A 22,939-nucleotide genomic window follows, 5' to 3' on the forward strand; every position below is an offset into this window, starting at 1 on the left:
ATGACGGGACACTCGAAATCGAACTCTCATACGACAACGACGACGAGGTCACTCTCAAAGCCCGAAGAAGCTGACTTCTTCAACACCCTGCTAGGACGATGTTCCGCGTCGAGTTCACCAGTTCGGCCGGAATGCCGTCGCCAATGGCCGACTGCTCCACGATGTGGTGATAGTCGTAGCCGGGACCGGCGGAGCCGTACCTCTTTCCCAACGCGTCGATCCCGTCCTCAGGGACCTCGGTCTTCTTGAAGGCGTCGTAGGAGGAGAAGGAAATCTCCTCGCTGGTGACCATCAATTCCTCCGCGGTGCGCACGCCCGCGTCCGCGAACGCATGAACGGCGGCCACTTCAGCCGCCAGGGACTTCAACCGTCCCCCAAGTTCGGCCAAGTCCACCAAGAGCGCCGCATCACCCAGCACATCAAGCACCGGGACGGCGTTCGAGGCCAGTTCCAGCGCGATACGGCCCAGGCGGCGCCGGGTGAGAAGTTCAATGGCGGTTTGCCGGAATGCCCGCCGCACGGCGCGCTGGGCGGTGGTTTTAACCGCTTCCCGCAGGGCGGCCGTATCCTCCGGTTTGGGCTCGGGGGCGTCCGTTTCTGCCTGGTCCGCTTCGCTGAGTCCGCCATCCTTGGGCCGGAACTGGCCGCCCTTGCCCTCGGGTGATCCTTCCGGCCACCCGGGATGATCAGGGTCGTCGGGGCTGGCCTTGGCCACGCGGGCGGAGGCCGGCAGGTCAAGGTACTGCGCACCGATGACAGCGCGCGCCAGATGGCCCTCGTTCAGCGCACGGGCGACGGGTGACAGGCGGGCGTGCAGCCGTTGCGCATCGATCGCCCGTCCGGAGGCCGCCGTGACCAGCGCGTCCAACTCGGCGGCGGGGCGCGGCACCCATCCGGCGCTGGTCTTCACCAGCAGGCGGATGGAATTCCAGAGGGGACCCTGATCATCGCAAACAACACCGGGCTTCACCTGCGGTGGGGCAAGCCGGTGGCCATACGTGGCGTGGAACGCCCCGCTCATACCGCTCTCCATCTCTGTATTGACGAAGTGAAATGAGAACATAGAGAGAACGATAGGTCAATTCGGATTCTCGCGCTTTAGGCGTAAAAGGGAAGGGCGCAACCCACCTGCGGATTCATGGTTATCTCCATCCAAAGTCCATCCTGCCTTCCGTCCGCACTCGCGCCATGCTGCCGCCCGAACCTGGGAGGCGCTTATGGCCAAGGTCATGGGATGGATGGTGTTGGTGGTGACGCTGCTGGCGGGGCGGGCCTGGGGCTCAGCCCCGCCCACCGCCGTGTTCGACGTGCAGTTCGTCAACAGCTCCCCCGCCGACACCACGGCGGAGGAGACGGCACGGGTGGCGCGGCTGGGGCAGGCGCTGCGGGCGGCGCTGGCGAAATCGGGACGCTACTCCCTGGTGGACATGACGCCCTGGGCTGCCACGCTGGCGGCGAAGCCGGCACCGCGCGACTGCCCGCCCTGCGCGCTGGAGATCGCGGCCCAGGCGGGGGCCACGGTGGCCGTCATCGCCTGGGTGCAGAAGGTCAGCAACCTGATCCTGAACCTGAACATCAGCATCCGTGACGCCGCCACCGGCCAGGTGCTGAAGGGCGGCAGCGTCGACATCCGCGGCAACACGGATGAGTCCTGGGACCGGGGGCTGAAGTTCCTGTTGGAGGAACATGTGTTGGATGAATGAAAGTAGGATTCAGATCGGCTGGTCGAGGGAAGCCGCCAGCGGGGTGAACAGCTGCGGCCCCGTTTCCGTCATATGCCAGCACTCCTCCAGCCGGATGCCGAATTCGCCGGGGATGTAGAGCCCGGGCTCGTCGGAGAAGCACATGCCCGGCTCCAGCGGTGTGGTGTCGCTCAAGACCAGGTAGGGGGACTCGTGGCCGTCCAGGCCGATGCCGTGGCCGGTGCGGTGCGACAGGCCGGGCAGGCGATAGCCGGGGCCCCAGCCTTCGCCCTCGTAATAGCGGCGCACGGCCTTGTCGATGTCACCCACGGGAATGCCCAGCTTGGCGGTTTCCAGTGCAATCTCCTGCCCGCGCTTCACTGTGTCCCACACCGTGCGCTGGCGGGCGCTGGGGGTGCCGAAGACCCAGGTGCGGGAGATGTCGGACTGATAGCCGTGCACGGCGCAGCCCACGTCCAGCAGCACGGTGGAACCGTCCTTCACCACCTCCGGCTGGATCGAGCCGTGGGGATAGGCGCTGGCCTCGTTCAGCAGCACCAGGGAGAATTCCGGCCGGCCGCCCAGGGCCGCCGTGGCGGTATCCACCAATGCCGCGATGTCGGCGGCGCGCATGCCCGGCCGCACATGGGCGTGGGCGTAGCGCAAGGCGGCCAGAGTCACCTCGTTGGCCACCTGCATCAGGGCCAGTTCCGCCGGCGACTTGTGCATGCGGCAGGCCCGGACCAGGGCGTCGCCGGAGATCAGGTCGTAACCCCTGGTCACCTGGCGGATGCCGTCGATGATGAAGAAGCGGGTGGTGGGCTCCACCGCCACCTTGCTGCCGGCGACGCCCCCCGGGGCCGCGCTGATATCCTTCAGGGCCTGGGCCAGGCGCTGGAAGGGGCTTTCATGCTCATCCCAGGCACGGACGTCGCCGCCCACCTGCAGCGTCTCGCGCACCGAGGGCTCCTCGAACGCGGGGGTCACCACGATGACCTGGCCCTTGGCGGGAATCAGGGCGGCGGTGGTGCGTTCGGAGCGGTGCCAGCGGATGCCAGTGAAATAGTCCAGGCTGCTGCCCGATTCCACCAGGAAGGCGCCGATGCCCTGGCGGGCCATCAGGTCCTGCAGCTTGGCGATGCGGGCCCGCCGTTCCTCCACCGTGATGGGCTGGGCACCCGTGGTCAGCGATGTCAGGGCGGCGAGGTCGTCGGTGCCGGACGGGGCGGCGGCTCGGGCCGTGAGGGAAGCGGCGGAGAGAGGAAGCGTGGACGCGGCGGCGAGGAAAAGGCGGCGGCTGACCATGGTGAAGCTGTCCCGGATGTTTTTGGCGGGCCCTCCCGATGTCGGTCAAAAAGGGGCCGGCGATCTGGCATCCCTCCTACCACAGCGCCGCCTTCTTTTCCCCGTCTTTCCCGATGGATGCAATGGTTTGGATACCTTATGCAGTCGCCGCGCGCTGGCTCATGTATTGGCGCAACCCTTCCTCCATCTCATCCCACACCCGGGCCAGGGCCGGGCTTTCGCGCAAGGACTGGGCGTAGCCGGCGACCGCCGCGTGGCGGTCCAGCAGGTGCGTGCGGCCGGAGAAGCGCATCAGGCCCTCCAGCGTGTAGCGCACCGGCACCAGCCAGGCGTCGGCGGTGCTGACCCGGCCACCGAAGGCGAAGGAGCCGCGCGCGGCATCCTCGGCCAGCAAGCCGTTCAGCAGGCCGATGCCACTGTCCAGCTTCGCCAGCTGCGCCTGGATGGCGGCCTCATCCGGCGTCTTGCTGTCGAACAGGCCGAACAGGGGAAAGGTCTCGCGCATCACGTAGTTGTCGGCCACCGCGGTCAGCAGGCGCACGCGGGCATGGTCCACCGGGTCGGCGGGGCGCAGGGGGACGGCGGGGAAGGCGTCCTCCAGATACTCCACGATCACGGCTGATTCGGGGATGGACCGGCCGTCGTCCAGCACCAGCACGGGCACCCGCACCATGGGGTTCAGCGCCCGGAAGGCGGGGGAGGTGCGCCAGTTCTCGGGCGGGGTTAGGATGTCGATGGCCAGGTCCTTGGCATAGAGGGCGGCGCGGACTCGCGCGGCGAAGGGCGACAGGGCCAGGGAATAGAGTTTCATGGCGGCTCTCCACAGGAATGGGGATCAGGCGGAACGATAGGCTTGGGGAATTTCGTGGGCTTGGAAAAACGCGACCAGGATAGGGAAAACCCATGCGCCCGGTGACCGCGGCGCCCAAGGGCGTGCTGGCGCCCGGGGCGGCGGCGCAGCGCTTCCGCCTGGGCCGCTACCTGCCGGCCGAGGATCTGGCGGCGGTGGTGGAGCATTACTGGGTGGTGGCCTGGGACCTGACGGGCCAGCCGCCCTATGTCCAGCGCACCTTGCCCTATCCCGCCGTGAACCTGGTGTTCGAACGGGGCCGCACCGCCATCTACGGCCCCATGCACGGCATCTTCGCCTATGAGCTGCAAGGCGCCGGCCGCGTGCTGGGCATCCGCTTCCGCCCCGCCAGCTTCCGCGCCCTGCTGGGCGCCCCCCTGACCACCCTGGTCGACCGGACCTTGGCCTTGGAGGCCGTGTTCGGCGCGGTGGCCGATGGGGCGGAGGCGGCGGTGCTGGCCGCCGAGGATGACGCCGGCATGGTGGCGGTGGCCGAGCCGCTGGTGCGTCAGAGGTTGATGGATGTGCCGGCGACGGTGGTGGAGATCAACCGGCTGGTGGCGCTGGTGGAGGCCGACCGCGACATCCTGCGGCTGGACGACTTGGTCGCACGCTGCGGCCTGGGCGTGCGCGCGCTGCAGCGGCTGTTCGCCGACCTGGTGGGTATGACGCCCAAATGGGTTATCCGCCGCGCCCGCCTGCATGAGGCCGCGCACCGCCTGGGCCAGGGCGAGGCAGTGGATTTGACCACGTTGGCCCAGGATCTGGGCTATTTCGACCACGCCCACTTCGCCCAGGATTTCAAACAGGTCATCGGCCAGTCACCCTCCGCCTATCGCGAGGCCTGCGCCCGAAAGAACGACAGCGGGGATAGTCAAGAATGAGTGTTCAGGATCGATTGCGCTGGCTGGTGCCGTCAGCACTCGCCTGGTTCGTGGCCGACCAGGCGACCAAGGCCTGGCTTAAGCAGGTGCTGACCCCGGGGGTGGATCTGACGGCGCTGAACGGCGCCATCCTGGTGACGCCGGTCAACAACCCCGGCGCCTTCCTGAGTATCGGCGCCGGGCTGGACGACCATGCCCGGGGCCTGGTCTTCACCGTCGGCGTGGCCCTGGTCTTGGCCGCCCTGCTGGCGTGGAGCCTGCGGGCGAAATCCCTCAGCCGCATGGAACTGCTGGGCGCCGGCAGCTTTCTGGGCGGGGGCCTGGGCAACCTGCTGGACCGGCTGGTCCAGGGCGGCACCGTGTTCGACTTCCTGAATCTCGGCATCGGATCCCTGCGCACCGGCATCTTCAACGTGGCCGATGTGGGCCTGATGGTGGGCGTGGGCCTGTTCGTGGTCGGCGGCCTGCTGGGCGGGCGGCGAATTTAGTTATTGTCAGCAACTTTTCTGGACATCCATCGTTCCCGCGCGCACCTTGTTCCCGACCGATAAGAATAAACGGGAGAGGAACGTGCTGAACCATGACGCGGTGGCCGCCCCGGCGAATGCCCCGATCGCGGCGCCACAGGCGCCGGCGGGTGGCCTGATCAACCGCACCACGCTGCTGTGCCTGCTGGTCGCCGTCCTGGAAGGCGTCGATCTGCAGGCCGCCGGCGTGGCGGCGCCCAAGCTGGCCCCCGCCCTGCACCTGGCGCCCAAAGAGCTGGGCGCCTTCTTCAGCGCCGGCACCATCGGCCTGTTCCTGGGCGCGCTGGTGGGCGGCCGGCTGGCCGACCGCTTCGGGCGCAAGGCGGTGCTGGTGGTCTCGGTCGCGCTGTTCGGCGTGTTCACGGCCGCGACCGCCCTGTCGCCGGACTTCACCACACTCTTCCTCATGCGCCTGGCCACCGGCCTGGGCCTGGGTGGCACCCTGCCCAACCTGGTGGCGCTGGCGGCGGAGAACAGCCCGTCGGGCCGCAGCGGCGGGGCGGTTTCCCTGATGTACGGCGGCATGCCCCTGGGTGGCGCCATCGTCAGCCTGATCGCCGTCTTTGCCGGGATGGGCGGTGGCTTCGACAGTTGGCGCACCATCTTCTATGTCGCCGGCGGCGCGCCGTTGCTGGTTCTGCCCCTGCTGATCCGGGCCCTGCCGGATTCGCAGGCCTTTCGCGCGGCGGCGGCGGACGGGGGTGCCCGGACCGGCATCCTCGCCATCCTGTTCGGTGGCGGCCGCGCGGTGGAGACGGTGCTGCTGTGGCTGGCCTTCTTCGCCACCCTGATGGTGCTGTACCTGCTGCTCAGCTGGCTGCCCATGCTCATGACCGAACGGGGGTTCAGCAAGCCGCAGGCGGCGCTGATCCAGGTGATGCTGAACATCTCGGGCGCCATCGCCTGCGCCGTTACCGGGCCTCTGCTGGATGGTCCCCGGCGCTTCGGCTACGCCATCACGGTTTTCGTCGGCCTGGCGGTCTTCCTGGTGCTGCTGGCCGTAATGCCGGCCAACCTGACGGTGGCCCTGTTGGTGGGCCTGGGGGCAGGCGCCATGGTCCTGACCACCCAGGCCACGCTCTATGCCGCAGCACCCGCCTGCTACCCCACCGCCATCCGGGGGACCGGCGTGGGCGGGGCGGTGGCCGCCGGGCGCCTGGGCTCCGTCGTGGGGCCGCTGCTGGGCGGCGGCCTGGTGCAGGCGGGGCTGTCCGCACCGGATTTGCTGCTCAGCCTCGTGCCCCTGGTGGCGGTGGGCGGGCTGCTGGCGGTCCTGCTGATCCGGCGGCAGATGCGGCGCCCGGCCTGACCCCCTCGCCAGCCCGCGCGGGAGCGTGTAACGCTGGCCCCCGTGAGAGTGGCGTGGGGGCGTGAATGGGGAAGAAGACGGATATGGTGCTGTCCGTGGCCGACATGGCCGGCACCGTGCTGTTCGCGGTCGAGGGCGCCATGGCCGCCCTGCGCGGCGGCCTGGACCTGTTCGGCGTCATGGTCCTGTCCTTCGCCACGGCGTTGGGCGGCGGCGTGCTGCGCGACCTGCTGATCGGGGCGGCGCCGCCCACGGCCCTGCGCGACTGGCGCTATCCCGCCATGGCCTTCGCCGCCGGGGCGGCCACCTTCGCCGGTCATGCCGTGGTGGGCCAGGTGCCCGTGGGGCTGATGACCACCCTGGACGCCGCCGGCCTGTCGCTGTTCGCCGTGGCCGGCACGGAGAAGGCCCTGAACCGCGACATCCCGCCCTTCAGCGCCGTGCTGATGGGCACCATCACCGGTGTAGGCGGCGGCACCCTGCGCGACATCATGCTGGCCCAGGTGCCGGCCATCCTGCGGGTGGACGTCTACGCCACGGCGGCGCTGCTGGGCGCCGCCGTCATGACCGCCGCCATCCGCCTGGGCGTCGCCCCGCGTTACGCGGCACTGGCCGGCGGCGGGGCGTGCTTCGCCCTGCGCATGGTCAGCGTCTGGCGGCACTGGGCCCTGCCGACGGCGATGGGGCTACAGGGCTGACCCTCAGTCGCGGCCCTGGTCATCGGGCGCGGGCGTGGCCGCGCCAGCCGGGCTGCCAGCCGGGCCGCCAGTTGGGCCGTCGGTCTTCGGCTTGGCCTTCAGGGCGTCGGCGGCGGCCTTGTCGATGGGGATCATGCTGTCGATCAGGCAGACCGGCGGCACCGGCATGCCCACCAGGGTCAGCGGGTCGGTGCGGCACAGCTCGTCATTATGCGAGACATAGGCGAAGCCGTAGAAGCCCAGCCCGCTGCAGCGGCCGGCCAGATTGATGCGGATGAACTTGGTTCGGTCCTGCATCTCCACCAGGATGGTGCTTTCATCGATGACCTGGGTGCGGCGGATGGTACGGACCGGGATACACATCTGGCCCCGATCCTGCGACTCGGCTTTGGCCGTCTGGGTCCCGGGGGCGCCCTTATCGGTGGCTGGGTCGGTGGCGCAGCCGGCCAGCAGGCCAGCGGCAACGGTCGCGGTGATCAAGGCGGGGGCGAAGCGGAGCATGGCGGGGGCCTCCCAAGGCGTTCACCCTGGAAGGTAAGCGCCGACTCGCCCTGCCACAAGCGGTGGCCGCGTCGCAGGGGGCGGCCTCGCCCCAAATGACAGGGGTCGGGGCGGCGGGTTTTAGCGCTCCAGGCCTAATAGGCGAATCCGCGCCCGCCATGCTAGCATCCGGCCGATGTATAACGATGTCGTCGACCTGCGCGAATTCTACGAAAGCAGCCTGGGCCAGGTGGTCCGGCGGCTGGTGCGCCGCCGCCTGCGCGAGCTGTGGCCCGATGTCAGCGGCCAGCGCGTGCTGGGCATCGGTTACGCCACCCCCTTCCTGCGTCCCTTCCTGACGGAGGCGGAGCGGGTGATGGCCGTCATGCCGGCCGCCCAGGGCGTGGTCTTCTGGCCGCCCGAGGGGCCGGGCCTGGTGACTCTGGGCGAGGAATCGGAGCTGCCGTTTCCCAACATGTCGGTCGACCGCGTGCTGCTGGTCCACGGGTTGGAGTTCACCGAACACCTGAAGCCCATGATGCAGGAGATTTGGCGCGTCCTGGCAGGGGGCGGGCGCCTGATCGCCGTCGTGCCCAACCGGCGCGGCATCTGGGCCCGCACCGACCGCACCCCCTTCGGCCACGGCTCCCCGTTTTCCACGGGCCAGTTGCGCCGCGTGCTGCGCGCCAACCTGTTCGTGCCGGAGCGGGAGACGTCGGCCCTGTTCATGCCGCCGGTGAAGTCCCGCTTCTTCATGGCGTCGGCCGGGGCGGTGGAAAACCTGGGCGCCCGCTGGTTCAAGGCCTTCGCCGGCGTCCAGATCGTGGAGGCCAGCAAGCAGATCTACGCCACCACCGCCACCCGCGTGGTGGAGCCGCGGCGGCGCCTGGCCCCCTCCGTGGCGCAGCCGGCCTTCTCCGGCTTGGCGGCGGAACGGCGCCTGCTGCCCCGCCTTGCGGCCTCGTCGGGCGTGATCGTGGATCCCGATACGAAGCCCTGAGAATCCCGCAACGGTGCCGGGCGTCGGGATTCCGCGCGGACTCGTATTGGGGGTGCTTGACAGGGGCCGGGTCGCCTGTATAGTGCGCGCTCTCTTAGAAACGGGTCCTGTGCTAGGTCCCGTCGTTCCGTTTTGCGTGGGCGCTGGCCACTCTCGGCTGGGCCCGGCCAGATCAGTGGTGGGCTAGAATGTTCGCAGTCATCCGCACCGGCGGTAAGCAGTACAAGGTCGCGGCCGGCGACGTCATTAAGGTTGAGAAGCTGGCGGGTGACGCTGGCGCCTCCCTGAAGCTGGACGAGGTCCTGCTGGTCAGCGATGCCGGCAACACCACCGTCGGCACCCCGCTGGTGGCTGGCGCCGCCGTGACGGCCACCGTGGTGGCCCAGGCCCATGCGCCGCACATCATCATCTTCAAGAAGAAGCGCCGGCAGAACTACCGCCGCAAGAACGGCCATCGTCAGGACCTGACGATCCTGCGCATCACCGACATCCAGGCCGGCGCCTAATCGGCAGCCGACCTCCTCGATTTAAGGAGTTTTCGAGATGGCACATAAAAAGGCAGGCGGTAGCTCCCGCAACGGTCGTGACAGCGCCGGTCGTCGTCTGGGCGTGAAGGCCTTCGGCGGTGAAGCCGTCGTTTCCGGCAACATCATCGTCCGCCAGCGCGGCACGAAGTTCCACCCCGGCGCCAACGTGGGCCTGGGCAAGGACCACACCATTTTCGCGACCGCCGACGGCGCCGTGAAGTTCCACACCGGCCGTCAGGGCCGCACCTACGTGTCCGTCGAGCTGGCCCAGGAGCCGGTGGCCATCGCCGCCGAGTAACCTGCCGCTTCGGCACCAGGTGTTTTGACTCTGATCGGGGGGACGGGTGACCGTTCCCCCGATTTGCATTTGCCGCGCTCCGCGCGACCGCCATCGCTTTTTTCCATAGGACGCGACTGCGTCCGCCGGAGCGAGCACCGAAGGGCGCAGCGAGGAAGCCAAGGCCACGGATGTGGCCGCCCGGCGTTTGAGGGGGCCTTTGATACTTCAAAGGCCATGATATAAGGCCCGCCCATCATGAAGTTCCTGGACCAGTGCAAAATCTACCTGAAGAGCGGTGACGGCGGCCCCGGCTGCGTCGGCTTCCGGCGGGAGAAGTTCATTGAGTTCGGCGGGCCGGACGGCGGCAACGGCGGGCGCGGCGGCGACATCGTGATCGAGGCTGTGGACGGCCTGAACACGCTGATCGACTATCGCTATAAGCAGCACTTCAAGGCCCAGCGGGGCGGCCACGGCATGGGCCGCGATCGCTCGGGTGCCGCCGGCGAGCCCATGGTGCTGAAGGTGCCGGTGGGCACCCAGGTCCTGGACGAGGACCAGGAGACGGTGCTGGCCGACATGATGGAGGTGGGCCAGCGCATCGTGCTGCTGAAGGGCGGTGACGGCGGCTTCGGCAACGCCCATTTCAAGACCTCCACCAACCGCGCGCCCACCAAGGCCGGCCCCGGCTGGCCGGGGGAGGAGCGCTGGGTGTGGCTGCGGCTTAAGCTGATCGCGGACGTGGGCCTGGTGGGTCTGCCCAACGCCGGCAAGTCCACCTTCCTGGCCGCCGTGTCCCGCGCCCGCCCAAAGATCGCCGACTATCCCTTCACCACGCTGGTGCCCAACCTGGGCGTCGTGCGCGCGGGTGAGGAGGAGTTCGTGGTGGCCGATATCCCCGGCCTGATCGAGGGCGCACACGAGGGCCACGGCCTGGGCGACCGCTTCCTGGGCCATGTGGAGCGCACCCGCGTGCTGCTGCACCTGGTGGACGGTACGCAGGAGGATGTGCAGAAGGCCTACCGCACCATCCGCCGCGAGCTGCGCGCCTATGGCGGCGGCCTGGCGGAAAAGCCGGAGATCGTGGCCCTGAACAAGGTCGACGCCCTGACCGAGGAAGAGCTGGCGGAAAAGAAGCTGAAGCTGCGCCGCTCGGCCAAGAAGCCGGTCATGGTGCTGTCCGGCGCCACCGGCGAGCATGTGCCCGACGTGCTGTATGCGCTTCTGGAGCAGATCAAGGCTGCGCGCCTGATGGATGGCGAGGAAGCGCGCAGCAAGGCATACAAGGCGCGGTACAATCCCCTGGACGACATCTCCCAGGCCGACAAAGGGACACGTTAGAAAATGAACGACGCCGCCGTCCGCACGGAAATTTCCTCAACCGGTGCGGCGGCGTTGTTTGATGTCCCACCGGTCACACAGGCCAAGCGCCTGATCGTCAAGATCGGCTCCGCCCTGCTGGTGGATGGCGAGACGCACCGTATCCGCCGCGACTGGCTGGACAGCGTGTGCGATGACGTGGCCGCCCTGCGCCGCCGGGGCGTCGACGTGGTCATCGTTTCCTCCGGCGCCGTCGCCGTGGGGCGGGAACATCTGGGTCTGGTGGGCCGCCCGCTGAAGCTTGAGGAAAAGCAGGCCGCCGCCGCCACCGGCCAGATCCGCTTGGCCCACGCCTACCAGGAAACCCTGGCCCGCCACGACATCACCGTGGCCCAGGTGCTGCTGACCCTGGACGATACCGAGGACCGCCGCCGCCACCTGAACGGCCGCGCCACCATCGAGACCCTGCTGAAGCTGGGCGCCGTTCCCGTGATCAACGAGAACGACACCGTGGCCACCGCCGAGATCCGCTTCGGCGACAACGACCGCCTGGCTGCCCGCGTGGCGCAGATGATCAGCGCCGACACCCTGATCCTCATGTCCGACATCGACGGCCTTTACACCGCCGACCCGCGCAAGGATCCCGCCGCCAAGCACCTGCCGGTGGTGACCGAGGTGACGCCGGAGATCGAGGCCATGGCGGGGGAACCGCCTGCCGGCTACAGCAGCGGCGGCATGGTGACCAAGATCGCCGCCGCCCGCATCGCCGTGGCCGCCGGTTGCCGCATGGCCATCGTCTCGGGCAAGCGCATGAACCCCCTGGCGGCGCTGGAGAAGACGGCGGAGCAGGGTGGGGCGCTGTGCACCTGGTTCCTGCCGTCGGCCGGCCCCGGCACGGCGCGCAAGCGCTGGATCGCCGGCTCCCTGAAGTCGGCCGGCACCCTGGTGGTGGACGAAGGCGCGGCCCAGGCCCTGGCGCGCGGCGGCAGCCTGCTGCCCGCCGGCGTGCGCGAGGTCGAGGGGGACTTTCAGCGCGGCGACCTAGTGGCCGTCCGCACCCAGGCCGGCCGCGTCATCGCCCGCGGCCTGGTCGCCTATTCCGCCGAAGACGCCCGCCGCATCCAGGGCCGCCGCAGCGCCGAGATCGAAGCCAGCCTGGGCTGGCGCGGCCGGGACGAGATGATCCACCGGGACGACCTGGCGCTGGGGTGAGGGTTTTTACATTCTTTCTGCGCTGCAGTTGCTCGATAAATATAAGCCCCTCTCGATTTCCGTTTGCGTGCCTAGATATACACCCGCATAGATTGATATGCGCTGGTTGCCATGCCAAAGATCACAGAAATCGTTCTTCTGTGAGGTGATTAAATGAAAATTGATGATGACCATATGTATTACGGCGCGGCCTTGCTTCAAATCGCGGAGGATAGGCGATTTACTGCCATTAACCCCCTGGTTGTTGGGGGTATTGTTTTTGAAAATTTCTTCAGAATCAACGACAACATAATTGTTTCACCAAAATATTGCATCAAGCCAAAGAAGCCACATAGTGAATATCAATTTGGATTCAGCTTTGATAATATAGAATCCATAAAAGAAATAAAGAAGACTCAGGGAAATATTTTCTTTGCTCTTGTTTGTGTTGAAGACAGGCAGATATGTTGTCTCTCATCCGAAGAGCTTTTTCGACTAATAGAACAAAGGATCGAGAAGAAAGGAAATCAAGAGGACAAGTATATTGTTCTTGTGACTGTTAAGGCTGGGGAAAGCATGCGTGTTTATCTCAACGCGCCTGGTGTTAAAAACACAATATGCGGGAGTCGGATAGTCGTTCCGCGTAACCGATTCCCCGCAGCAATTTTCGATTGAGCTTGCCGGTTGGCAGGTGCCCCGCCAGCGGCAACGGCTCCATGCTCCCGAGTCGATTCCTTACCTGGACCCTAACGCGCTCGGCAATTCACGTAAGGATGCAAGCTCGGTATAGGGGTGGGGAATCGGGCCGGATACCATCTCATGGGCCCAGGTGGTGTGGTAGGGCACGTGGAAGCCCTGGCCACCTAGGGCCGCCACGGGCAGGACGTCGGACTTCAGGGAGTTGCCGGCCATGGCGAAGTCGGCCGGGGCCACGCCGTGGCGGTCCAGCAGGCGCCGATAGGTGGCGTCATCCTTTTCCGACACGATTTCGATGCGGTGGAACAGGTCGGCCAGGCCGGAGCGGGCGATCTTGCTTTCCTGGTCGAACAGGTCGCCCTTGGTGATCAGCCACACCTCATGGTCCCGCTGCCGCAGGGTCTCGATGACCTCCACGGCACCGTCGATCAGTTCCACCGGGTGGGCCAGCATGGCGCGGCCGCGCTGCACCAGCATCTCGATGGCGATGCCGGGGATGCGCCCTTCCGTCAGTTCCAGGGCGGTCTCGATCATCGACAGGGTGAAGCCCTTGATGCCGTAACCGTAGGTCACCAGGTTGCGCCGCTCCACCAGCAGCAGGCGTTCATCGATGGTTGCTTGGTCCAGGTCGCTGTGGCGCAGCAGCAGGTCACGGAACTCGGCGTACGAGGTCGAGAACATGGCCTCGTTGTGCCAGAGCGTGTCGTCGCCATCGAGGGCGATGACGCGGGGCGGAAGCGGTCTGGTGGCGGCAGGCGACATGGTTTTCCTGGAAATAACAGCTGTGTGAAAGAGAGCGGATCTATAGTCAGCTACAATGCGTGTGGAAACCGGCAAGCTGGAATGGGGTTAAGGGTGTGATGGCTGAAGAGGATATGACGCCTCACGACTACAGGATCCGCCGGATGGGCTACGGTTGGTTCTACTTGGGTGCCGTGGTGTTTCTGGCGGGCTTTTCGTTTCTTGTGGCGGCGGCCATCTTCGGATACCGAGGCATCGACCGGGCCACGGGGCAGCCTGAGTCGGCTTGGGTGGCCATTGGCATTCCATGCGTCATGATGGCTGGCTCCAGTGTTTTCATCCTTCTCGGCCGTGGGATCATCCGGCAGTACAAGATGGGGCGCGTCAGTGGTCTGTGACCGGTGCGTCGCTCGCTTCCACACTTGAAGAAGACGATACCCCGGCCGCCCGCATCAAGGCCAGGCAGAGCAGGGATGCGGCCAGGCCACAGGCGGCGGCGCTGGTCCAACCCCAATGGCCGGCGAAGGCGGCGAACAGGGGCGGCCCGATGAGGGAGCCGCTGGCGCCGAACTGGGTCAGCAGGCCGTTGGCGGCGGGCAGGCCCCGGTCCGACCCGGCCACGGCGGGCAGCATTGCGAAGGCCAGGCCGGGATAGACGCCGGACAGGGCGTTGAGCGCGATGACCACGATGGCGGCGGTGGTGAGGTCCGGGGCCGGCCCGAACACCAGGAACAGCAGCAGGGCCGGCAGGACGATGCTGAGCGCCATCAGGGCGAAGGAGGGGCCGCGCGCCAGATCCCGCCCGTGGTTGCGGTGGTTCCACCAGCCGGCCACCACGCTGCCCGCCACGGTGGCGAAGGAGGCGACGCCGGTGATGAATCCTGCGGCGTCGGCGCTGGCGCCGGCCTTGTCCACCAGGAAGGTCGGCAGCATCCCCAGCAGGCCGACCTCGAAAGTGGTGTAGCAGCCGAAGCCCACGGCCAGGGCCCAGGCCCGCCGCGTGGGGCCGGTGCCGCCGGCACCCGCCCCGCGCACCCGCGCCCCGACACCGGAGGTCATGGGCAGGGATAGCGCCAGGGCGCCGGCCGCCACCACGCCGCCGCCGAACAGGGCGCCGCGCCAGGACCACAGTTCCGCCGCCCAGCCGGACAGGATGGCGCCCAGGGCCAAGCCCACGGGCACGAAGCTGCTCCACAGCGCCAGGGCCACGCCGCGCTGGCGCGGGGTCGCCGTCTCCAGGATCAGCATGGGGGCGGCGATGACGGTGGTGAGGTACCCGGCACTCTCCAGCACCCGCCAGGCGATCAGCGCCGCCGGGCCCGGCGCCAGGCTCTCGCCGATACCGCCCACGGTCAGGAACGCGGTGCCGGCCAGCAGCGCGGGGCGGCGGCCCGCCCGCTGGATCAGCCCGCCGGCGATGCGGCCGAAACCGGCGCCGCCGATCTCCAGCAGCGAGATCACCAGAGCCGCCAGGGTGAGGCTGAGGCCCAGGTCGCGGGAGATGAGGGGGATCAGGGCCGACATCTTGCCCAACTGGGCGGCGGCGATGACGCCGACGCAATAGAACCAGATGATCTTGACCCAGCGGCTGTCCATGATGCCCTCGAACGCGGGATGCCCCGCGGCAGGCGGGGGGCGCTATTTTTGGCATGGCCGGCCTTGATGCGCCGTGAATAAGATATGCGTGGACAAGCGGCGGCGTTCTTGCCTGTGCCGCTCCCGCGGTCGGGGAAGGAACCATCATGGCCAGCATCACCGCCGCTGTCGGCACCGCCATTGGCACCGCCGTTGGCACTCTGCCGCGCGTGGCTGGTCCCCATCTGGGGCAGTCGCTGCGGCTGTGGCGCACCCTGCGCCGGGTGAAGCAGAGCCATGCCGGCGAATTGCTGGGCGTATCCCAGGCCACGGTCTCCCGCTGGGAATCCGGCACGCTTGTGCCCGATGGTGATGAACAGGCGGCCATCCGCCAACTGTTGCAGGCCGGCCTGGACAGTGCCGCCGACCGCGAACTGGCGCGCCTGGTGAACAATTCGGCCGGATCGGTGCACCTGGTCTGTGACCTGACCCATCGCCTGCTGGCTTTGTCGGCGGGGCGGGAGCGGGACTTTGGGCGACCGCGCGCCGACGTGCTGGGCACGTCGCTCTGGCCCTATGCCAGTGATGAGATCCGCGCGGCGGAGGCGACGCTCGCGGACCTCGGCTGGTTCCAGCCGTCGCCGCCGGCACTGGAACTGACCACCCGTGCCAACCGCTCATCCGAGGTGAGGATCTTCGCCAGCCGTTTCCGCTGGGTGCGTTTTCAGCTTTCGGACGGCAGCTTCGCCCGGCTGGTGGACACGATTGCTTATGAGAGGCCTGGGCCGGTCGCTTAGGCGCGGCCGCCTCTAATCCCGCCGCAGCAGGAAAATCCCCTGTTCGCCCGACCAATTGGCCCGCCAGGTGGTGGCGTCGCTGGTCAGCTGGCGGCCGGCGTGGTCCAGGATGGCGCTGCGTTCCACCGTCACCCCGCCCAGCTGGGCGCAGAGGGCCGTGAAGTCGGCGATGGTGCAGAAGTGGATGTTGGGTGTTTCCCACCACTGGAAGCCCAGCCGGTCGGTCACCGGCATGCGGCCGGTCAGCAGCAGGGCCAGGCGCACCCGCCAATAGCCGAAATTGGGGAAGGAGACGATGACGCGGCGGCCGATGCGCAGCATCTGCAGCAGCACGCCGCGCGGGTCGCGCGTGGCCTGCAGTGTCTGCGACAGGATCACGTAGTCGAAGGCATCGCTGGGATAGTCCTTCAGGTCGGTGTCGGCGTCACCCTGGATGACGGACAGGCCGCGCGACACGCATTCGCGCACGCCGTCCATGCCCAGTTCCATGCCGCGTCCATCGACACCCTTTTCCCGGGTCAGGAGATCCAGCAGGGCGCCGTCGCCGCAACCCACGTCCAGCACGCGGGCGCCCGTGCTGACCATGTCGGCGATGCGGCGCAGGTCGCCGCGGATGTCGGTGCGGGGGGGGATGACCGTGGCGTCCATGGGATCAGGCCCGACGTTTCAGGCCGCGATGATCGGCGCAACCGTTGATGAAGCCGCGCATGACCTGGTGGAACTCCGGCTCATCCAGCAGGAAGGCGTCGTGGCCCTTGTCCGTCTCGATCTCCACGAAGCTGACGTTGGCGGCCACGGCGTTCAGCGCGTGCACCACCGCCCGCGACTCGGACGTGGGGAACAGCCAGTCGCTGGAGAAGCTGGCCAGGCAGAAGCGCACGGACGTGCCCTTGCCGCCGACGCGGAAGGCCTGGGCCAACTGGCCGCCGTGCTCCGCCGCCAGGTCGAAATAGTCCATGGCGCGGGTGATGTAGAGATAGCTGTTGGCGTCGAAGCGGTCGACGAAGCTGGCCCCCTGGTGACGCAGATAGCTTTCCACCTGGAAATCGGCGTCGAAGCCGAAGGTGATCGCCTGGCGGCTTTGCAGGTTGCGCCCGAACTTGCGGTGCAGGGCCGCTTCCGACAGGTAGGTGATGTGGGCGGCCATGCGGGCCACGGCCAGGCCGCGCGCCGGGTTGGTACCGGCCTGCTGATAAGCGCCGTCGCGCCATTCCGGGTCGGCCATGATGGCCTGGCGCCCCACCTCGTGAAAGGCGATGTTCTGGGCCGAATGCCGGGCGGCGGTGGCGATAGGCACGGCGGCGAACACCCGCTCGGGATAGGCCACCGCCCATTGCAGCACCTGCATGCCGCCCATGGAGCCGCCGATGACGCAGAACAGCTGGTCGATGCCCAGCGCGTCGATCAGCAGCGCCTGGGCCCGCACCATGTCGCCGATGGTGATGACGGGGAAATCGATGGCGTAAGGCTGGCCCGTGGCCGGGTTCACGTCGTGCGGTCCGGTGGACCCCATGCAGCCGCCGATGACGTTGCTGCAGATGACGAAGAATCGGTCGGTGTCCACCGGCTTGCCCGGGCCCACCAGCATCTCCCACCACCCGGGCTTGCCGGTGATGGGGTGGCGGTCGGCCACGTACTGGTCGCCGGTCAGGGCGTGGCAAACCAGCACGGCGTTGGACTTGTCGGCGTTGAGGGTGCCGTAGGTCTGGTAGGCCACGGTGAAGGGGCCCAGCTGCCCGCCGCCATCCAGGGGCATGGGCCGATCGGCGCCCAGCACTATGCGTTGCCCGGGCAGGCCCCCAAGGGCGGACGCGGATGGGGCGCCGGAACTATCCGTGTAGGCAGGCGGGGTGATCATCGTCGGGCGGGCCTTGGAATGCAGCCTGCATGACTAGGAAGCGGGGTACCCCAAGTCAACGTTTTCTTTGATTTTGCGGGGGGCAGGCTCTAAGACTCAGTCGTTTCAGGTCCTATAATCCGAACCCGTCCATGCCCCCTGCCAGCCCCTCCGTCGACGCCCTGCGCCGTGAAATCGATGAGATCGATGCGGCCATCCATGACCTCATCATGCGGCGCGCCCGGGTGGTGGAGCGTATCGCCCAGTCCAAGGCGGGCGCCAAGGTCTTCATCCGGCCGGGGCGTGAGGCGGGCATCCTGCGGCGCCTGGTGGCCCGCCACCAGGGCAGCGTGCCCGTCGCCGCCATCGTGCGCATCTGGCGCGAGATGATCGCCGCCATGACCCTGATCCAGGGGCCTTTCGCCGTCGCCGTCTATGCGCCCGACGACGACCGCCGCCTGTGGGACATCGCCCGCGACCATTACGGCACCGTCACCCCCCTGGCGCCCGCCAACACCGCCCAAGCCGTGCTGCGCGCCCTGGCCGAGGGCAGCGCCACCGTTGGCGTGGTGCCGGTGCCGGAGGAGGAGGAGACGGACCCCTGGTGGCGTTTCCTCATCAGCGACGACACCAAGACGCCCAAGATCATCGGCCGCCTGCCGTTCTGCAGCCGCCCCGGCCAGAAGGAGGGCGGCGACGCCCTGATCCTAGGGGCGGTACCGCTGGAGGCCACGGGCCAGGACCACACCCTGCTGGGGGTGGAACTGGCGCAGGACATGAGCCGCGGCCGCCTGAAGGACATGATGGAGGCCGTCAGCCTGCCCGTGGGCTGGTTCCGCATCTTCCACCTGCCGGGCGGCGGCGGGTCCGTCCACCTGATCGAGGTGGAGGATTTCGTGGATGGCGACGACGCCCGCCTGGGCGCCCTGGCGGAAAAGCTGGGCGACGCCCTGGTGCGCGTGCTGCCCGTGGGCGCCTATGCCCTGCCCATCACGCTGGAACCTAGGAAGGCCTGAGACGGGCTTTCCCCGAGTCGCCCCAGGAAGCCCGCCGAGTCGCGCCCCAACGGCGCAGGGCATGCGCCCCCGATTCGCATAAGGCTTTGATAAGACTCACAGCTATCCTTACCTGCGTGCGGGTTTGACCTAAGAACCCGCCGCCGCGAGAAGAAGACCGCCACCGCCTGCCAGAAGGTTCCTCAGCATCATGTCCGCTCCCGTTCCCAACCCCGGCATTCTCGATATCCATGCCTATGTCGGGGGCGAGGCGCATGCGCCGGGGGCGTCGCGGCTGATCCGCCTGGCCTCCAACGAGGGGGCGCTGGGCCCCAGCCCCAAGGCGGTCGCCGCCTATCAAGCAGTGGCGGGGCAGATGCACCGCTATCCCGATGGCGGGTCCAAGGCCCTGCGCGCCGGCCTGGGCCGCCGTTTCGGCCTGGATGCCGAGCGCATCGTCTGCGGCAACGGCTCCGACGACGTGCTGCAGCTGCTGACCCGCGCCTATGCCGGCACGGGTGACGAGGTGCTGCACACCGTCCACGGCTTCGCGATCTACCCCATCAGCGCACGCTTTGCCGGCGCCACGCCGGTGGCCGCACCCGAGACCAACCTGAAGACCGATGTGGATGCCCTGCTGGCCCGCGTCACGCCCCGCACCCGGGTGGTCTTCATCGCCAACCCCAACAATCCCACCGGCAGCTATCTCAACAGGGACGAGTTGCGGCGCCTGCACGCCGGGCTGCCGGAGAATGTGCTGCTGGTCATCGACGCGGCCTACGCCGAATATGTCGATGCGCCGGACTACACCGACGGGTCCGACCTGGTCGACGAATTCAGCAACGTCGTCATGACCCGCACCTTCTCCAAGATCTTCGCGCTGGGCGGCCTGCGCCTGGGCTGGGCGTATTGCCCGGCCGCCGTGGCCGACGTGCTGAACCGCGTGCGCGGCCCCTTCAACGTGGCGTCCAGCGCCCAGGCCGCCGGCCTGGCGGCGCTGGAGGATGTGAAGTTCCTGGAAAAGAGCCGTCGGCACAACGCCCAGGTGCGCGAATGGTTCGTCGGCCAGGTGCGTGAGCTGGGCCTGGTGGTCCATCCCTCCGTCGCCAATTTCGTCCTGATCTCCTTCGCGGAGCAGAAGGGCGACCGCGCCAATGCCGAGGGCGCCCGGCTGCTGCTGAAGTCGCGCGGCATCCTGGTGCGCCAGGTCGGCTCCTACGGCCTGCCGCACTGCCTGCGCGTCACCATCGGGCTGGAGGATGAGATGCGGGAGGTCGTGGCCGGACTCGCGGATTGGGTGGCCGGCAAATGACCGACACGCCTCTCTACCATCGCGTCTGTATCATCGGCCTGGGCCTTATCGGCTCCTCCCTGCTGCGCTGCCTGATGGCCGACCGTTCGCTGGCGGCCGAGGTGGTGGCCTGCGACCGGTCTGACGCCGTCTGCGCCCGCGTGGCGGAGTTGGGCATCGCCGACCGGGTGGAAAGCGATGCCACCCTGGCCGTGGCCGGCGCCGACCTGGTCATCCTGTGCACGCCGGTGGGTGCCTATGCCGATGTGGCGGCGCTGATCGGCCCGCACCTGGCACCGGGCAGCACGCTCAGCGACGTTGGCTCCGTCAAGCAGGCGGTGGTGCGCGACGTCTCCCCCCACGTGCCGGACGGCGTGCACTTCGTGCCCGGCCACCCCCTGGCCGGGACCGAGCACTCCGGCCCCGACGCCGGGTTCAAGGAACTGTTCCGTGGCCGCTGGCTGATCCTGACGCCGCCGCCCGGCACGGACGCGGAGGCGGTCGATCGGCTGGGGCGGCTGTGGGCGGCCTGCGGCTCGCAGATTGAGGTCATGGATGCCAGTCACCATGACCAGGTGCTGGCCATCACCAGCCACCTGCCGCACCTGATCGCCTACACCATCGTCGGCACGGCCACGGATTTGGAGGAAACGACGAAGTCGGAGGTCATCCGTTTCTCCGCCACCGGTTTCCGCGACTTCACCCGCATCGCGGCGTCGGACCCCGTCATGTGGCGCGATATCTTTCTGAACAACCGCGAGGCGGTGCTGGAGATGATCCAGCGCTTCACCGAGGATCTGACGGCCCTGCAGCGCGCCATCCGCTGGGGCGAGGGGGACAAGCTGTTCGACCTGTTCACCCGCACCCGCGCCATCCGTCGTTCCATCATCGACGCCAAGCAGGCTTAGTTTTGTGTTCCCTCAGGCGGCGGGCGCGGGCATCCGCCCGCTTGCCTTCCTCGATTTCCAGTCCGCTCCGCTCCCCGGAAATCTCCGGCGGACGCGGTCGCGTCCTAGTCGCTTTGCTCCGTTGAAAATGATGGGGCTGGCGGTGATCCGGCCGGCTCAGCGCCAGGTGATGTCGGGGTAGTGGGCCACGGTCAACGGACCCACCTGCAGCTTATGGTCCTGCAGAGTGATGGGCAGCTTCAGGGTGGGGGCGCCGCCGTTGGCCTTGGGCTTGGCCAGCAGGGCGACGCCCAGGTGCGCCCAGGTCGCGGCGTTGCCGCGCAGGCTGCCGCCGTCGTGCAGCGCATCCACCAGGTTGTCCAGACCCGACAGTTCCGCCGTGCCCGACCCCTGGGGCTGCAGGTTGGCGTCCAGCGCCAGGGTGGCGTTGGCCCCCATGTGCAGGTCGCCCCAATCCAGCTTCAGGCTATCCACCTCCACCGTGCCGCCATCCTTGGACCAGGGGGTCACCGCGTCCACCGTGGGCGCGGCCGGGACCGGCCCCTGCACCCGCGCCGCCAGGATCAGGCGCTGCACCGTCGTGCCCAGGCTGCGCACCGGTGGCACGGTCATGTTGGTGACGTCCACATGCAGGGCCAGGCCCGTGCCGGTGTGGTCCGTCGGCGGCGTCAGCGGCCGTTCCACCGTGACGGACAAATTCTCGATGGGGTAGCTGCCGGCCGGCACCAGGCTTGCCGGTGGCGCGTCCGCTGGGGGGCCCTCCGGCGCCGGCAGGGCGGCGGCGACCAGGGTGGCATGGCTCAGGTTCACCTGCACCGAGCGGGGTGTGCCGGTGGCCAGGTCCAGGGTGACGCGGCCGCCGGCGATGGTGGCGGTGGCCTCCAGCGCCGGCCGCCCGCCCTCATGCGGCAGGGTGGCGTGGCCGCCCTTGGCCAGGGTCAGCACCACTTGGTCCAGGCGCCAGATGGGCGCGGAGGCCTTGACCGTCTCTGCCGACCAGCTCAGCCCGTCCGGCTTCGCGACCTTCACGTCGGTGGCGGTGATGGAAATGCCCAAGGGAAAGCCGCCCAGCGTGGGCGGCTGATAGGTGATGGTGGCGCCCGCCGCGCGCGCCAGCTCGGTATTGTGCTCCAGCAGGCCCAGCAGGCGGGTCGCCATGCGGTGCCACCACACGGCATAGCCGGTGACCAGGACCAGCACCAGGAACAAGACGAGGGTCAGGGGGCGGACACGCATGGGAAATTCCGAAAGGCGGCGGCCGGGCATGGACGCCGGGGCGATGAGGCCACGCCCGGATGGGCTTGGCAAGCACGGTGCCGTTGCGCCGGTCTTCAGTCTTAGATCGGGATCAGCCGCCTGGAATGCCAGCGCCAATCGGCTCAACCACGGTTGACGGCGGCGGGGAAGCCGTACAGGGTCAGGGGCATCATGGTCGTTTCCCTGCCTGGCATGCCGCCCTTGTCCCCGTCCGCCCCCGAAATCGCCGCCCCCTATCGTGCCATCGGCGTCGCCGCCGGTGACGATGTTTGGGTCTTCGGTTACGGCTCCCTCATGTGGAATCCGGGTTTCCCCTTCGTGGAGCGGCGGCTGGCCACGGTGCGGGGCTGGCACCGGGGCTTCAGCGTCTATTCCTTCCGTCATCGCGGCACCCGTGCCTGTCCGGGCGCCGTCCTGGGACTGGACCGGGGGGGAGCCTGCCGGGGCGTCGCCTATCGCGTGGCGGCGGCCGAGGCGGCGGGGGTGCTGGACTATCTATGGGCGCGGGAGATGCAAAACGCGGTCTATGAACCACGCCTGTTGACCGCCACGCTGGACAGCGGGACGAAGGTGCCCACCGTGGCCTTCACCGTGCTGCGCGGGCATGAGCAATACTGCGGGCGCCTGCCGCCGGAGGAACTGGCCGGCCTGATCCGCCAGGGCGTGGGGGAAAGCGGGCGCAACGTCGACTATCTGGTCAACACCGTCCAGCACCTGCACGAGCTGGGCATCCGCGACCGCAACTTGGAAGGGCTGGTGGAACGGGTGGCGACCTCGTGAGGGCGGTTAAGC

26 protein-coding genes are annotated in these 22,939 nt (G+C 68.2%); 17 read left to right on the forward strand and 9 right to left on the reverse strand.

Going from position 1 to position 22,939, the window contains the following annotated elements:
- Positions 1 to 79 precede the first annotated feature (79 nt).
- The gene (locus tag FBZ88_RS25740; RefSeq protein ID WP_145619897.1) at positions 80 to 1,021 is read right to left on the reverse strand and encodes a hypothetical protein; all 942 of its coding nucleotides are present in this window, start codon (positions 1,019 to 1,021) and stop codon (positions 80 to 82) included.
- A 196-nt stretch (positions 1,022 to 1,217) separates the two neighbouring features.
- Between FBZ88_RS25740 and FBZ88_RS25745 the strand changes: the two genes are divergently transcribed.
- A complete protein-coding gene (locus tag FBZ88_RS25745; RefSeq protein ID WP_145619898.1) occupies positions 1,218 to 1,703 on the forward strand; it encodes a DUF3280 domain-containing protein in 486 nt (161 codons plus the stop codon).
- 9 nt (positions 1,704 to 1,712) lie between these two features.
- On the opposite strand, the gene FBZ88_RS25750 is transcribed toward FBZ88_RS25745, so the two are convergent.
- The gene (locus tag FBZ88_RS25750; protein WP_145619899.1) at positions 1,713 to 2,987 is read right to left on the reverse strand and encodes a M24 family metallopeptidase; all 1,275 of its coding nucleotides are present in this window, start codon (positions 2,985 to 2,987) and stop codon (positions 1,713 to 1,715) included.
- Positions 2,988 to 3,123: 136 nt separating this feature from the next.
- Positions 3,124 to 3,798, reverse strand: coding sequence for a glutathione S-transferase family protein (locus FBZ88_RS25755; RefSeq protein ID WP_145619900.1), 675 nt, complete (start codon positions 3,796 to 3,798; stop codon positions 3,124 to 3,126).
- Positions 3,799 to 3,890: 92 nt separating this feature from the next.
- Between FBZ88_RS25755 and FBZ88_RS25760 the strand changes: the two genes are divergently transcribed.
- The 4 genes from FBZ88_RS25760 (at position 3,891) to FBZ88_RS25775 (ending at position 7,255) form a co-directional block, all read left to right on the forward strand.
- Positions 3,891 to 4,721 (forward strand): helix-turn-helix transcriptional regulator, encoded by an 831-nt coding sequence (locus tag FBZ88_RS25760; protein ID WP_145619901.1) that lies wholly within the window; start codon positions 3,891 to 3,893, stop codon positions 4,719 to 4,721.
- The gene (gene lspA / locus FBZ88_RS25765; protein ID WP_145619902.1) at positions 4,718 to 5,209 is read left to right on the forward strand and encodes a signal peptidase II; all 492 of its coding nucleotides are present in this window, start codon (positions 4,718 to 4,720) and stop codon (positions 5,207 to 5,209) included. Before FBZ88_RS25760 ends, lspA begins: the two co-directional genes overlap by 4 nt.
- Positions 5,210 to 5,291: 82 nt before the next feature.
- Entirely contained in the window at positions 5,292 to 6,557 is a 1,266-nt protein-coding gene (gene mhpT, locus FBZ88_RS25770) for a 3-(3-hydroxy-phenyl)propionate transporter MhpT (protein ID WP_246138858.1), read from the forward strand.
- Positions 6,558 to 6,622: 65 nt separating this feature from the next.
- On the forward strand, positions 6,623 to 7,255 hold the full coding sequence (locus FBZ88_RS25775; protein WP_145619903.1) for a trimeric intracellular cation channel family protein: 633 nt from the start codon (positions 6,623 to 6,625) through the stop codon (positions 7,253 to 7,255).
- A 3-nt stretch (positions 7,256 to 7,258) separates the two neighbouring features.
- Here FBZ88_RS25775 and FBZ88_RS25780 read toward each other — a convergent pair whose 3' ends face one another.
- Positions 7,259 to 7,756: a DUF6491 family protein gene (locus tag FBZ88_RS25780; protein WP_088872067.1), complete on the reverse strand. Its 498-nt coding sequence runs from the start codon at positions 7,754 to 7,756 to the stop codon at positions 7,259 to 7,261.
- A 175-nt stretch (positions 7,757 to 7,931) separates the two neighbouring features.
- Between FBZ88_RS25780 and FBZ88_RS25785 the strand changes: the two genes are divergently transcribed.
- The 6 genes from FBZ88_RS25785 to FBZ88_RS25810 all read left to right on the forward strand — a co-directional run bounded on the left by FBZ88_RS25785 (position 7,932) and on the right by FBZ88_RS25810 (position 12,725).
- Positions 7,932 to 8,735, forward strand: coding sequence for a class I SAM-dependent methyltransferase (locus FBZ88_RS25785; protein ID WP_145611221.1), 804 nt, complete (start codon positions 7,932 to 7,934; stop codon positions 8,733 to 8,735).
- A gap of 188 nt (positions 8,736 to 8,923) precedes the next feature.
- Positions 8,924 to 9,241, forward strand: a complete 318-nt coding sequence (rplU, locus tag FBZ88_RS25790) for a 50S ribosomal protein L21 (protein WP_004272539.1) — start codon at positions 8,924 to 8,926, stop codon at positions 9,239 to 9,241.
- 37 nt (positions 9,242 to 9,278) lie between these two features.
- Positions 9,279 to 9,560, forward strand: a complete 282-nt coding sequence (gene rpmA / locus FBZ88_RS25795) for a 50S ribosomal protein L27 (protein ID WP_088872065.1) — start codon at positions 9,279 to 9,281, stop codon at positions 9,558 to 9,560.
- A gap of 237 nt (positions 9,561 to 9,797) precedes the next feature.
- Positions 9,798 to 10,880: a GTPase ObgE gene (gene obgE, locus FBZ88_RS25800; RefSeq protein WP_088872064.1), complete on the forward strand. Its 1,083-nt coding sequence runs from the start codon at positions 9,798 to 9,800 to the stop codon at positions 10,878 to 10,880.
- Between the two features lie 3 nt (positions 10,881 to 10,883).
- Entirely contained in the window at positions 10,884 to 12,071 is a 1,188-nt protein-coding gene (gene proB, locus FBZ88_RS25805) for a glutamate 5-kinase (protein WP_145619904.1), read from the forward strand.
- Positions 12,072 to 12,224: 153 nt separating this feature from the next.
- On the forward strand, positions 12,225 to 12,725 hold the full coding sequence (locus FBZ88_RS25810; protein ID WP_145619905.1) for a hypothetical protein: 501 nt from the start codon (positions 12,225 to 12,227) through the stop codon (positions 12,723 to 12,725).
- Between the two features lie 60 nt (positions 12,726 to 12,785).
- Here FBZ88_RS25810 and FBZ88_RS25815 read toward each other — a convergent pair whose 3' ends face one another.
- Positions 12,786 to 13,508, reverse strand: coding sequence for an HAD family hydrolase (locus FBZ88_RS25815; RefSeq protein ID WP_145611225.1), 723 nt, complete (start codon positions 13,506 to 13,508; stop codon positions 12,786 to 12,788).
- A gap of 98 nt (positions 13,509 to 13,606) precedes the next feature.
- Here FBZ88_RS25815 and FBZ88_RS25820 point away from each other — a divergent pair, with 98 nt between their 5' ends.
- Positions 13,607 to 13,885, forward strand: a complete 279-nt coding sequence (locus FBZ88_RS25820; RefSeq protein WP_145619906.1) for a hypothetical protein — start codon at positions 13,607 to 13,609, stop codon at positions 13,883 to 13,885.
- Here FBZ88_RS25820 and FBZ88_RS25825 read toward each other — a convergent pair.
- Positions 13,872 to 15,083 (reverse strand): MFS transporter, encoded by a 1,212-nt coding sequence (locus FBZ88_RS25825; protein ID WP_145619907.1) that lies wholly within the window; start codon positions 15,081 to 15,083, stop codon positions 13,872 to 13,874. The genes FBZ88_RS25820 and FBZ88_RS25825 overlap by 14 nt on opposite strands.
- A gap of 146 nt (positions 15,084 to 15,229) precedes the next feature.
- Between FBZ88_RS25825 and FBZ88_RS25830 the strand changes: the two genes are divergently transcribed.
- Positions 15,230 to 15,859, forward strand: a complete 630-nt coding sequence (locus FBZ88_RS25830) for a helix-turn-helix transcriptional regulator (protein ID WP_145619908.1) — start codon at positions 15,230 to 15,232, stop codon at positions 15,857 to 15,859.
- 12 nt (positions 15,860 to 15,871) lie between these two features.
- Here FBZ88_RS25830 and metW read toward each other — a convergent pair whose 3' ends face one another.
- Positions 15,872 to 16,507 (reverse strand): methionine biosynthesis protein MetW, encoded by a 636-nt coding sequence (gene metW, locus FBZ88_RS25835; RefSeq protein ID WP_145619909.1) that lies wholly within the window; start codon positions 16,505 to 16,507, stop codon positions 15,872 to 15,874.
- 4 nt (positions 16,508 to 16,511) lie between these two features.
- Positions 16,512 to 17,717 carry a homoserine O-acetyltransferase MetX gene (gene metX, locus FBZ88_RS25840; RefSeq protein ID WP_145619910.1) on the reverse strand — a complete coding sequence of 402 codons (1,206 nt, stop codon included), beginning with the start codon at positions 17,715 to 17,717 and terminating at the stop codon, positions 16,512 to 16,514.
- A 131-nt stretch (positions 17,718 to 17,848) separates the two neighbouring features.
- On the opposite strand from metX, the gene FBZ88_RS25845 reads away from it, so the two are divergent.
- The 3 genes from FBZ88_RS25845 (at position 17,849) to FBZ88_RS25855 (ending at position 20,890) form a co-directional block, all read left to right on the forward strand.
- Positions 17,849 to 18,712: a chorismate mutase gene (locus tag FBZ88_RS25845; protein ID WP_145619911.1), complete on the forward strand. Its 864-nt coding sequence runs from the start codon at positions 17,849 to 17,851 to the stop codon at positions 18,710 to 18,712.
- Positions 18,713 to 18,902: 190 nt separating this feature from the next.
- Complete coding sequence (hisC, locus tag FBZ88_RS25850) at positions 18,903 to 20,003, forward strand: histidinol-phosphate transaminase (protein ID WP_145619912.1); 1,101 nt, start codon at positions 18,903 to 18,905, stop codon at positions 20,001 to 20,003.
- A complete protein-coding gene (locus FBZ88_RS25855) occupies positions 20,000 to 20,890 on the forward strand; it encodes a prephenate/arogenate dehydrogenase family protein (protein ID WP_145619913.1) in 891 nt (296 codons plus the stop codon). Before hisC ends, FBZ88_RS25855 begins: the two co-directional genes overlap by 4 nt.
- A gap of 156 nt (positions 20,891 to 21,046) precedes the next feature.
- Here FBZ88_RS25855 and FBZ88_RS25860 read toward each other — a convergent pair whose 3' ends face one another.
- Positions 21,047 to 22,126, reverse strand: a complete 1,080-nt coding sequence (locus tag FBZ88_RS25860; protein ID WP_186464602.1) for a DUF2125 domain-containing protein — start codon at positions 22,124 to 22,126, stop codon at positions 21,047 to 21,049.
- A 192-nt stretch (positions 22,127 to 22,318) separates the two neighbouring features.
- On the opposite strand from FBZ88_RS25860, the gene FBZ88_RS25865 reads away from it, so the two are divergent.
- Positions 22,319 to 22,927 (forward strand): gamma-glutamylcyclotransferase, encoded by a 609-nt coding sequence (locus tag FBZ88_RS25865; protein ID WP_246138859.1) that lies wholly within the window; start codon positions 22,319 to 22,321, stop codon positions 22,925 to 22,927.
- The last annotated feature ends 12 nt before the right edge of the window (positions 22,928 to 22,939 follow it).

The sequence above is a fragment of the Nitrospirillum bahiense genome, from assembly GCF_007828025.1.
GTDB classification, from domain to species: domain Bacteria; phylum Pseudomonadota; class Alphaproteobacteria; order Azospirillales; family Azospirillaceae; genus Nitrospirillum; species Nitrospirillum amazonense.